Below are 11,101 nucleotides of genomic sequence, written 5' to 3'. Positions count from 1 at the left end.
TCCGCCGCCGGCGTGGATTCCGGCCTCGACACGACCGCCGGCACCAGCATCTTCCTGTTCAAGGAAGGCGACCTGGTGGTCGGCCGCATCGGCGGGGCCGCTGGCGCGGCGGCGTTCGCCGTCGCCATCAACAGCACGACCGGCGTCGTCAGCGTGGCGCAGTATGCCTCGATCCTTCATCCGACCCCGGGGGCCAGCCACGACGAGTCGGTGAACATCACCGACAGCGCCTTGCTGGCGGTGGTGACGGTCACCGACGGTGACGGCGACACGGCGACCAGTTCGACCGGTATCGGCGATGCCGTGCAGTTCCAGGACGACGGCCCGACGATCACGGTGCCGTTCGACGGTGACCCCACTACCCCAGCGATCGAGCACGAGACTCTGCACAACGTGCTGAACGCAACGGCTACCGGAGCCTTCGGGTACGACATCGGCCGAGACAGTCACAACGCTGCATTCTACACGGGCGGTGGTTCCGACTTTGTCGACACCAACGCAGGCCTCGCCGGTGTCCAGATCAGCTTGACCGGCACGGTCGATAACCCCGGCACCCCCGGCATTACCCAAGCCGTGGCGACACTGACGTCGGAGGACGCCGCCAGTGCAACGTTCACCTTCTCGTTCCACTATGACAAGGACCCGATCACGGCTGGCGTGCAGGATGCTACGGCGGGCGGCACCCTGACCTTCGACAAGGCCGCCGATACCTACAGCTTCACCCTGACGGACCCGATCGACGGGTTCAGCTTCAACGTGCTGCACACCTCCGAACTGTTGCGGAAGGCACCTCCCGGTAACTCCGGACACCCGGAACTCGTGGTGACGGAACTTGACCTCAACAACGGTACGACCGACACCAACGGGTTCTATGTGCAGTTCACAGCGAACACGAATCCTGCCGGCTCTCCTTTCGGCTTCAACGGCACGGGTGACGGCGCACCGGACGGACCGCCTCTCGACACTGCCTATAACAACGGGCAGTTCGTCACCAGTAGCTTCGAGGACTGGGTGTCGGCAACCCAATCCACGAACGGTGTCGCGGGTGACACGATCCAGAAGAACGAACTGCTGACGCTGCGGTTCTTCAACGAGGACATTCTCGGGGACGTGAACCCCGGTGCCCCCGGTGGTGGTACAGAGAAAACCACCCCGACAGACTCCGTGTCCAGCGTCGCCATCAAGTTCGACGGTATCGGGACCTCCGAGGACCTTATCGTGGTCCTCGACCTGATCGATGACAAAGGCACAGCATCCACCGCCGACGACGTCAAAACCACGAGGTCGATCTTCGTCGAGAACCAAGACTTCTTCAAGCTTTCGACCGGTGGTGTGCCGTCCCCGTACAACAGCGAGTTCACGCTCGACAACAACGACGCCCTCCTCATTATCGAGAGCAACGACTACAATCTTGCCGCCGGTGAGAACTTCAAAATTCAGGGGATGCAGATCATGCAGTCCGGCAACGGGCTGTCAGGTTCTGCGATTAACCTGAACGGGATCACCGACAACCCCAACACCATCCCGGTCGAAGGTGCAAGCAGTGGTACGCAAGCCTGGGAGGCGCAGGATAACGATGTCCTCAAGATCGTGGACATCGGCTTCGTGCAGACGACCTCCGGGACGTTGAATGCCAACCTCGACTTCGCGTTCCAGATCGCGGACGCGGACGCCGATACGACGGGGACGCAGCACATACCCGTTGACGTCGTCGCCTAATCACTGAGCTACGGGGAGGTAGCTAAAGTTGCCTCCCCGTAGTCACCACCACCCGTCTGCGCACGAGGCGGATCCTGCATAACGGGATGATTCTGCTGCACCAGAGATATAAATGATGAAAACCAACCAACAGCCCCCTGCCCTGCAAGTGGTGATGAAAGAGGCCAGACGTGCCATCCGGCCGCTTATCTGGTTCAGCGGCGGCATCAACGTGCTGATGCTGACCGGGGCGCTTTACATGCTCCAGGTCTACCACCGGGTGTTGTCCAGCCACAGCCTGGAGACGCTGGTGATGCTATCGCTGATGGCGGCAGGGGCACTCGCCGCAATGGCGGGGCTGGAAGTGGTGCGCGGGCGCCTTCTGGCTAAGGTCGGATCGTGGATGAACGCGCGGTTGGCACCAGTTCTGCTGACCGCATCGGTGGAATATGCCGCCTCGGCGCCCGGGCATGCCAACGCCCGTCCGCTGCGCGACCTGGATCAAGTGCGGAATTTCTTCACCAGCCCGAGCATCTTCCCTATCCTCGACGCGCCTTGGGCACCTCTGTTTTTCGCCGCCATATTCCTCATGCACCCTTGGCTGGGTTGGTTGGCGCTGGTCGGCGGGATCGTACTCTTCGCCCTGGCGGTGCTCAACGAATACCTCACGCGCAAGCCGTTGACCGAGGCCGCAAGCGCACAGTCGCGGGCATACACGCAGGCTGAGGCTGCGATCCGAAACGCCGAGGTCGTGCAGGCGATGGGCATGTTAAAGCCACTGCTGGAGAGCTGGAAGGCGCAGCAGGACGAGGCGAACAAAGGACAAGTCCTTGCCGCCAACCGTGGCGGCGTCATCGCCGCCATCGCGCGTTGTCACCGGCTGGCCCTGCAAATGGCCATACTGGGCCTTGGTGCTTATCTGGTAGTTCGCAACGAGGCCTCAGCCGGCATCATGATCTCCGCCTCGATCCTCATGGGCCGCGCCTTGTCCCCGGTCGAGCAAGCGATCGCCACATGGAAGGCCACGGTCGGAGCGCGTGCCGCTTACCGGCGTCTCACCGCAGTCGCCGGACAGCACCCGGAGGCCACACCGGTTCTGCCACTACCACGACCGAAGGGTCGGTTTGAGGCCGACGACCTCGTGCTTGCGCGACAGGGTGGCGAGCCGATTCTGAAAGGGATCAGCTTCCGGCTCAATCCGGGTGAAGCAATGGCGTTGATCGGCCCGAGCGCGGCCGGCAAGACGAGCCTGGCGCGAATACTGGCCGGTGCCTGGCGTCCATCCGGGGGGCGTGCGTTGCTGGACGGCATGGACGTTGCCCAATGGGCGGCGGAGGACCGTGGTCATCATGTCGGTTACCTGCCGCAGGACATCGAGCTCTTCGCCGGTACCGTCGCCGAAAACATCTGCCGCTTCGCGCAGCTCAACCCGCCGGTCTTCAACAACGTGGTCAAGGCCGCGCAGTTGGCGGGAGTCCACGAACTGATCAAGGGGCTGCCAAAGGGTTACGCCACCGAGATCGGCGAGTCCGGCGCGGTGCTGTCAGGCGGGCAGCGCCAACGCATCGGCTTGGCGCGGGCACTCTACGGCGACCCGCCACTCCTTATCCTGGACGAGCCCAATTCCAACCTCGACCGCGATGGCGAGAACGCATTGATCGCAGCCCTCAGCGCGGTCAAGGTGGCGGGCACGACCATCGTCCTGATCGCGCACCGACCGAACCTCCTGGAGAAGGTCGACAAGGTGCTGGTCCTCAACCGGGGCCAGCAAGACCTCTTCGGCCCGCGCGACTATGTCTTCAACGAACTCGCCAACCGCGCCCGCAAGGTGACCCAGATGCCAATGGCAGCCCAACTGCCAACCCTCGAAGTGGTCAAGGAAGTCAAAGAGGTCAAAGAAGCATGAGCCGTTCCCCGGAATTGAACGTCGTGCCGTTACCCGTCCCGCCGCCACCCTCCCTGCCGGAACCGGTACCCCTGCGTCTCACCGGCGTGACGTGCACCGGGTTCGCGATCATGTTCCTGTTCTTCGGCGTGGCCGGGGGTTGGGCGGCGCTGGCGCCGTTGGACAGTGCCGCGGTGGCACCGGGCGTTATCAAGGTCGCCGGCGACCGCAAGCTCATCCAGCACCTCGAGGGCGGCATCATCGCGGAGTTGAACGCCGCCAACGGCGATATCGTCAAGGCGGGCAAGGTTCTCGTCCGGCTCGACGACACACAGGCAAAGGCGCAGCTTGGCCTGATCCAGAACCGGATCGCCACGCGCGACGCGCTGGCCGCGCGTCTCAGGGCCGAGCGGGACGGCAAGGCCGAGATCGAGTTCGATCCGGCGTTGCTCGCAAACCCGGCCACCGCCGCAAAGGACGCGGTGGCCGCGCAGCGCGACGTGTTCGCGGCGAAGCACCACAACCTGACAGACGAGCGGGAAATCCTCACCCAGCGCCGCCAACAGACCGAGGAAGAGATAACGGGCCTGGAGCAACTTATCGGCACCGAGGACCAGCAGATTGAAGCGATCGAGGGTGAATCCAAAGACCTTGAGGGTCTGCTCAAGAAGGGGCTGACCACCCGCGAGCGGAACCTGTTGCTCAGACGCCAACAGCGCCAGATCGAAGGGGAGCGCGCGACCAACGTGGCGGCAATCGCCCGTGCCAGGAGCGCCATGGCCGAAATCGACATGCAAACCCTGAACCTCAACACAGTGCGGCTGAACGAGGCCGTCGACGAGTTGAGCAAGGTCGAGGCGGAGTTATTTGACCTCGGGCAGCAGGAGCGTTCCGCCAAGGACGTTCTTACCCGTACCAATGTCGTCGCACCAGTTGACGGCATCGTCATGGACCTGAAGGTCCACACGGCGGGCGGTGTCGTGAAACCTGGTGAGACATTGATGACAGTCGTGCCGCTCGGACAACAACTCGTGGTCGAGGCTATGGTCAAACCAGAGGATGTCGAGACGATCGCCCCCGGACAGCCCGCGCGCGTCAGCTTCCCGGCCTTTGCCCGCTACAACCTGCCACCACTCGACGGCGTCGTGGAGATCGTATCGGCTGACCGAATGGTGGAGGAGCGCAGCGGGGCACCGTATTTCGCCGCGACCGTGTTGATCGACAAGAGCGAACTTGCCAAGCTGGAGGGCCGTAAGCTGCTGCCCGGCATGTCGAGCGAGGCGATGATCCGGACGGGTGCTCGCACCGTGCTTTCTTACCTCGCCGAGCCGATCACGCAGAACTTCCGCCGAGCGATGCGGGAAAAATAGCCGCAGGCTGCCCGAAGCGTGTCAGCTGTGGAGATGCTTCAATTCAAACCCGGCGTCATCCTGTGCGTCGGATATGCGCTGTTCGGCGGACTGGAACATATCCGCGAAATCCACCTCTTTTTCAAACACCACGCCGCCGACTTTGATGGTCAAGGCATCCTCGGTTCCTCTTGGTGCGAAATAGACTTGCGCGACACGCGCGCGGATACGCTCGCCAATTTCCTTGGCTTCTGCTTCGGTCGCGCCTGAGAGGAAAACCCCGAACATCGAAGTCCCTATGCGTCCAATCAGGTCCTCCGCGCGCACCGATGATTGTATGGTTGTGGCTATGAGCCGCAAGGCCTCGTCGCCCCATTCAAGACCAAAGCGCAGGTTGATGGACCGTATATGTTCCGAATGAATGACCAGGAAGGCGCCCGAGCGTGGCCCCGGCGCCGATGGCCTTATTGTTCTTCTTTCGACCATCGACGTGAAGACCGGCCCATTCAGGCAGCCTGTTAACCTGTCATAAGTTCCAGACCTGTTGAGTTCCTGCCGGTAGCCGCGGATTTGAAGCTGCTGCCAGCCGATCAGCGCGAAAAGCGGCAGACCAATGATCACGGGCACCAGCACAGCGGTCATCATGCTGCGCCCGAACGGCGTGAGCGCGTCGCTGAACAGAAGCAGGTAGTTGAGGCCCAGGGAAAGACCAAGGCTCACGGCCGTCCCCAGAAAGGTCAGCCATGCGACGCCTCTCCATGCCCGCGCAGAGGCGGTCGCTTCGGTTTGTGCCATTGGCTAATCTCCTGTCAGATCAGCCAGCATAGAGCCGGCGTACAGCATTTTCGGTTTCCGCAAACCATACAATTTGATCAATGGGACCCAATGATTATTCGCGCAACCGGCTTGCCCAGGAAATCTGCGCCGTAAAGGTTAATCAATGGAATGCCAGCGGCCGCTGAACGGTCGCTTACGGACTTATCCATCATTCCAGCACGGCTTCGGCAACCGGACTGTTCCGGTTCTTGAGCCTCGCAGCCTATCGCGGCGGACCGAAAATGCCCATCTCCGCGCCCTGGGCAGTCACTTGCGCCTTGCCATAGATGCTACTCGGCAGCGCGGTGGCCCAGCCGTTGGAGACAAGCCAGGCGCCGACATCCTGCCTGCCCAGCCTGCATGGCGCGGCGATGGCAAAACGCTCGACGTCCGGCGGCACCAAACAGCTCAGCGCGCGTCCCCTTAACCAGGAATTGAAGGCGGCACGTGCGTGCTGCCCGCAAGGCCAGGTGACGTGGTGAAACGAACAGGTTCTGTCGAGGTCGATGCCTTGCACCCCGCTGATGATCACTGTCCGGCCCATGGATTCGAAGATCGCGGACGATGCGGCAACCGGGCGGAAGAGCAGGATCTCCCGCCAATCTTCCGGCATCGGTGCCTTCGGGGGTACGGCCAGACCAAGATCGGTGAGCGGCGGGCGGGGCTCCACCCGTTCGAGCTCCATAGGATCAAGCTGTGGCGGAGCGATGAGGTTCTGAGCAATCTTGCGTGCGGGTTCTCGTCGGTGTGCTTCGACGATGGGCATAGCCAGTCGGGTTGGCTGCGTGCCGCTATTTCGCGAAGGGGCAAGGACCGGCTGGTCGACCGAAAGCAAAACCCCGGCCTGAATGATCAGCAGAACCCCGGCCAGAAGCAGGAGGCTTCCGAGCGCGATGGCCAAGCGGCTGCGGCCCAGCCTACCCATCAGCCAGTCTACCCATCAGATTGACCGGTTCCCAAAGCCGATCAGAAACCCGACGTCGATTTCGCAACCTGTTTGAGAGCACCCTTTTGAATCTGGTAAAACGGCATCGATCGTTCACTGGATCCGTCAGCCCGAAACCGAAACAGGCCCGTCGATCCACGAAACCCGCTTGGATTTTCGAGAACCTTTTTGCTGAAGCCATCGGGCCCGACCGCACTAGCAATCCCTGCTGTCAGGGCAACCATATCATAAGCATAGGCCACATTGACGTCGGCCGGATAATTGTATGTCGTCCTGAAGCGGTCTGCGATCGGTCCGGTCTCGCGCGAATCGAGCGTGGCGATATATGCCCCCTCAAACAGCGGATCCATGGGGTGCTCCAGCCAACGGTTGGTTCCGACGACGGAAATTGCCTTTCCCGGAATGCCCTTTGATTTGAGGGCGGCAAGGATAGGCGATGGGCTGCCATCGCCATTGGCGACGATCACGGCGTCGGGAGCGTCCACGAGCGAGCCCATTTCGTCGACTGCCTTCGCGCCACCGTCGCTGGCCGAATACGGAACGGTGACCGCGAGCGTCGCACCATAGATGCTGAGGCTGTTCGCGACCCGCTTCTCCACGGCGCTGGCGTTTGAGCCTTCCGCGACAAGCAACACGAACTTCTTGCTACCTTTGGCAGCGAGTCCCGCGGCGCCTGCCGCGGCACTGTCGGCTTCACTGAGGAGCACGGCATAAACCCCGGCGCCGCCGGCGAAATTGTCGGCAAGCGCCAGAACCGGTGGCCGCTTCGATCCCGACAGCGTGGCAATATGCTGGGCTGCCGACAGTTCGGTTGGGCCGATGACCACTTTCGACCCCGTCGTTATCGCACTTACCGCCAATTTGCTGGCCTGTGCGCTGTCGCCTTTCGTGTCCTCTACCGTCAGCGTAAGCAATCCATTGCCAATGTCCGTCATCGCCAGCTTGGCGGCATCGAGCATCTTCCTGCCGTTTTCCCCCGCCGTTCCGGAAGCGGACAATGGCAGCAGCATGGTGGTTTTTGTCGAACCGGTGCCCAGCGACTGGGTCGCCTGGGCCGGACCGGCACCAGCGTCGCCTTTCTGCCCGGCAGGCGCGGTAATCGCAGCCGGATCGAGCACTTCTGAAACGCCGCCTTTCGACTGGCAGCCTGACAATGTCATGGCGAGCGCAAACGCGATTGCCCATGTCCGCGGACCGCGGCCCTGTCGGCCAGCTTCCATGATTGCTCCACCCTCTATGCCGCCGAGTATTCTTCCCGGTCTGGTCTCAACTCATGTTACGGCGGAGTTGCTGTGCCGTCTGTAGTGTTTTAGCCGTCGAAAAGCCTGGCTCTGAGCGCCTTGATCTGTCTCGCTTGCCCGGCAGTCCGATAGTCGGCGCATTTCATGTATCGTGGCCCGGGCACGAACACACGGCGCACGCAAACGCCTTTTCCCTGGGCCGGAGCCCCATCCTCTCCTCCCGACGAAAATGCGGCAAAGCCGAATGTCGCCACCGGCAATGGCCCGGTCACTTCAATCCCCTGCTTGGCCAGGATTGCCCGCGCGCGCTGGCAGTAGCGGACCGAAAGTGCCGAGAACCGGCTTTCATTGTGCCCGGCGCGATACTTCATCACGGTGGTACACAGATCGCCCGCGGCCAGCTTGTTGGCCTGGGCCAGATATTTGACCCCAAGCGCGATGTTGGTCGCCGGCGCGCCCAGATCGTCGAGGGAGCCTCGAAAGCCAAGCATTCGCGCCGTCGCCGGCATCACCTGCATCAGGCCGACTTCGCCGTCGGCGCCCTGCAGGTCAGGATCGAAGCCGCTTTCGATCTCCATCACGGCATGCGCCAGCACCGGCTCCAGGCCATAGATCGATGCCTGACAGCTCGCAAACGCCTTGAAAGTCTGCCGGGTCCACTCCGTGGCCGCGTCACAGTGCGTCGGCCGCGTCGAGTCGGACGACTGCTGTTGTTCCACGGAAGGTCGTTCCAGCCAGTTGGCGCGGGCCGGCGTGACAGTTTGACCAAAACCGACCAACGCGATCGCTGTGGCGATCGCTCTCAAAAATGATCCGTCGGCTATCATGATGGCCAACAGGCGTCGGTTCGCTTATCCCCTCAGTGCATGTACTCGACCATGCGATCGTGAAAACACTCGCATTTGTTGAGGGTATCTTCGTCGCGATAGTTCGTTTTCAGGTAGCCGTAAGCCATGCCGCAAGCGACCTTGGCTTCCGATGCCCAGACGAAAACCGGCCGGGACGAGTTGATCCACTCCGAGCTGTTGGCGGCGGCGACCGATTCGTCCATCAGCTTGACCACCTGCTCCTTGAGGTCGACGATGTTGTCGGTCAGCACCAGGTTGGACGTCCCCACGACGCGACAATAGTCGGCCGAAGGGCCTTCGATGATGTCGGCGGCGTAGCCCGTCGACCCGACTGCCAGCAACAGCGTCGCAGCGGAAACCAGCAGTCTTGCAGAACGTTTCATAGTGAGCTCCCCTCGATATCCCTAATTCATGGTTCACTGATACATAGCATGGTTGTGCAACTGCGCACTATGTTGTTGGGCTACCAGTTTGTGGCCCTCGGTGCGTAGATCAACATCGTCAAGCCACGGTTTCGGTATGAGTCGGCAGGTTGTGATCATAAAGTATGGTAATCGCAGAACCGCTAGCAACTCCCGTCAGCGATGCCACTTCGACCATGGTGCCGCCGGCAGCAGTGCCATTGTTGTCAGCCATCACGTGAGCGGCGCCGCTTGAGAAAGTGACGTCGATCGAAGCACCTGCCTGGGCATCCGTAGTCGGCGCGTTGCCTCCAAGGGAGCGGAGCAGATCTGACAGGTCGATAACGTCGTGGCCCGGAGCATAATCCGCGATGACATCGACCATGGCGACCGCTGCAAGTTTGGACGGGTCGATGACAAAGGTATCGTTGCCGCCGCCGCCGGTCATGGCGTTTAGTCCCGAGCCGCCATAGAGCGTGTCATTGCCTGCTCCGCCAATGAGGGTGTCATTGCCGGCGCCACCCCACAGTGCACTCCCGGTGTTGCTGGCGGTCAATGTATCTGCGAAATTCGAGCCGATGGCGTTTTCGAAGTTACTGATGTGGTCGCCCGCTGCCCCCGCTCCGCCCACGAGCTGAGTTAGCAGGTTGATCGTGACCGAGTCCAACGCATTGCTGTAGTCGACTGTATCGCCTGGGCCGGTACCACCGTTGAGCGTGTCGGCTACGGAACTCGCGGCGATGACTTCTGCGGTCGTGTCGGTGCCTGTCTCGGAGCCGATGTGTGATCCGACCAGAGAAACAGACAGATTGTCGGAACTGGTGACGGTGTCGCCATCATGATCGGTGATGCCGAGCGCGAAGTTTAGCGTGGTGTCACTGACGACTACCTGGGAGTTGTAGGTAAGCGACAGCAGGACGACTTTGGTATCGTCGCCGGCGGCGCTCGCAACGTTCGTTACGTCCACCTCGCCGAAATTGAAGAAGGCGCCGGTCGTTGTTCCGCCGGTACCCCAGTGGGCTGCGTCAACAACCAACGGGGTGCCGTCAGCCTGCGTTACGTTCCAGCTTGCTGACGTGGTATGCGCGGCATTCCAGATGGTCACCTGGAAATGTTCGGTCGTGTCGTTCCCGCCCTTTCCGATGCCGATGGTGACCTGGCTCTGGTCGAGAGCAAACTTGAAGGTCAGGGTTTCGTTCGTATCCAGGTTGCCGTTGCCGATACCCATGCCGTTGGCGTTCTTGAACACGTTGTTATGCGTCGGATCGGTGTCTGACGACTTGAAGCCGTCGATAAGAACATCATAGCCGGTGGCTGGAGCCGGATCGTTGGTGAAGCTGGCGGTGCCACCGGTGATTTTGACGAAGTTACCATTACCGTTGGGAATTCCCGATACCACATCGAAAGTGCTGCTCGACTGCAGGCTGTTCGTCACGAGGTGGAAATCGTAAGTGCCTGCCGCCGAAGCAGTCAGCGTGAAGTACTCGTTGGCACCTGACGCGGCCAACGCGCTGCCGAGCGTCGTGTATGCGAACATCTCGGACGAATGCGTGGCGGTGTCATAGTGGGTGTATTCGTAGAACGTGTAGAGGGTCGTTGTTCCGCTCTTCACATCGACCTGGGTCACCGCATCGCCATTGGCATTGTTCCCCTGGCTGGTAAACGCATAGGTCAGCCCGCTCGGTGCGGCTCCCATCGCGATGCCGATTGCCGAAGTGAGGCTTGGCCCATCCGCTCCGAAAGACGGCTGCCAAGTGCCATGAACGTCGGTATTGTTGACGTTCGGCATGATCGCGTCCTGAATGCCGGTGATCGTCGGGGTGTCGTCGTCGACGTCGATCGACAGCGAGCCGGTCGCCGTGTCGCCGTCATGGTCGGTGGCCACATAGTTGACGGTGAACTGCAGATTGTTCTCGT

At 61.5% G+C, this 11,101-nt stretch carries 9 protein-coding genes; 3 read left to right on the top strand and 6 right to left on the bottom strand.

Annotation, left to right across the window (positions count from 1 at the left end; all coding sequences use genetic code 11):
• The 3 genes from ACFFNA_RS41195 to ACFFNA_RS41185 all read left to right on the top strand — a co-directional run.
• On the top strand, positions 1-1,719 hold a 1,719-nt coding region (locus ACFFNA_RS41195), incomplete at its 5' end, for a DUF5801 repeats-in-toxin domain-containing protein (protein WP_378926249.1).
• A 115-nt stretch (positions 1,720-1,834) separates the two neighbouring features.
• On the top strand, positions 1,835-3,604 hold the full coding sequence (locus tag ACFFNA_RS41190; protein WP_378926273.1) for a type I secretion system permease/ATPase: 1,770 nt from the start codon (positions 1,835-1,837) through the stop codon (positions 3,602-3,604).
• Positions 3,601-4,953 carry an HlyD family type I secretion periplasmic adaptor subunit gene (locus ACFFNA_RS41185; RefSeq protein WP_378926247.1) on the top strand — a complete coding sequence of 451 codons (1,353 nt, stop codon included), beginning with the start codon at positions 3,601-3,603 and terminating at the stop codon, positions 4,951-4,953. Before ACFFNA_RS41190 ends, ACFFNA_RS41185 begins: the two co-directional genes overlap by 4 nt.
• Before the next feature lie 21 nt (positions 4,954-4,974).
• Here ACFFNA_RS41185 and ACFFNA_RS41180 read toward each other — a convergent pair whose 3' ends face one another.
• From ACFFNA_RS41180 to ACFFNA_RS41155, 6 genes are all read right to left on the bottom strand, one after another.
• Entirely contained in the window at positions 4,975-5,727 is a 753-nt protein-coding gene (locus tag ACFFNA_RS41180; RefSeq protein ID WP_111542727.1) for a GGDEF domain-containing protein, read from the bottom strand.
• A gap of 244 nt (positions 5,728-5,971) precedes the next feature.
• Positions 5,972-6,649 (bottom strand): thermonuclease family protein, encoded by a 678-nt coding sequence (locus ACFFNA_RS41175; RefSeq protein WP_378926244.1) that lies wholly within the window; start codon positions 6,647-6,649, stop codon positions 5,972-5,974.
• A gap of 65 nt (positions 6,650-6,714) precedes the next feature.
• Positions 6,715-7,914 carry a type 1 periplasmic-binding domain-containing protein gene (locus ACFFNA_RS41170; RefSeq protein WP_378926243.1) on the bottom strand — a complete coding sequence of 400 codons (1,200 nt, stop codon included), beginning with the start codon at positions 7,912-7,914 and terminating at the stop codon, positions 6,715-6,717.
• Positions 7,915-8,003: 89 nt separating this feature from the next.
• Positions 8,004-8,654 (bottom strand): lytic transglycosylase domain-containing protein, encoded by a 651-nt coding sequence (locus tag ACFFNA_RS41165; RefSeq protein ID WP_378926241.1) that lies wholly within the window; start codon positions 8,652-8,654, stop codon positions 8,004-8,006.
• Positions 8,655-8,794: 140 nt separating this feature from the next.
• On the bottom strand, positions 8,795-9,166 hold the full coding sequence (locus tag ACFFNA_RS41160) for a hypothetical protein (protein WP_111542723.1): 372 nt from the start codon (positions 9,164-9,166) through the stop codon (positions 8,795-8,797).
• A 118-nt stretch (positions 9,167-9,284) separates the two neighbouring features.
• A partial coding sequence (locus tag ACFFNA_RS41155) for a type I secretion C-terminal target domain-containing protein (RefSeq protein ID WP_378926238.1) occupies positions 9,285-11,101 on the bottom strand: 1,817 nt, incomplete at its 5' end.

The sequence above is a fragment of the Mesorhizobium kowhaii genome, assembly GCF_042431665.1.
GTDB lineage: Bacteria > Pseudomonadota > Alphaproteobacteria > Rhizobiales > Rhizobiaceae > Mesorhizobium > Mesorhizobium kowhaii.
Note: the sequence above shows the minus strand (reverse complement) of the source record. Positions and strands in the feature narration are given on the sequence as shown.

Coding starts and splice junctions, on each gene's coding strand:
- ACFFNA_RS41190 (WP_378926273.1), top strand. CDS start 1,835: ATGAAAACCAACCAACAGCCCCCTGCCCTGCAAGTGGTGATGAAAGAG.
- ACFFNA_RS41185 (WP_378926247.1), top strand. CDS start 3,601: ATGAGCCGTTCCCCGGAATTGAACGTCGTGCCGTTACCCGTCCCGCCG.
- ACFFNA_RS41180 (WP_111542727.1), bottom strand. CDS start 5,727: ATGGCACAAACCGAAGCGACCGCCTCTGCGCGGGCATGGAGAGGCGTC.
- ACFFNA_RS41170 (WP_378926243.1), bottom strand. CDS start 7,914: ATGGAAGCTGGCCGACAGGGCCGCGGTCCGCGGACATGGGCAATCGCG.
- ACFFNA_RS41160 (WP_111542723.1), bottom strand. CDS start 9,166: ATGAAACGTTCTGCAAGACTGCTGGTTTCCGCTGCGACGCTGTTGCTG.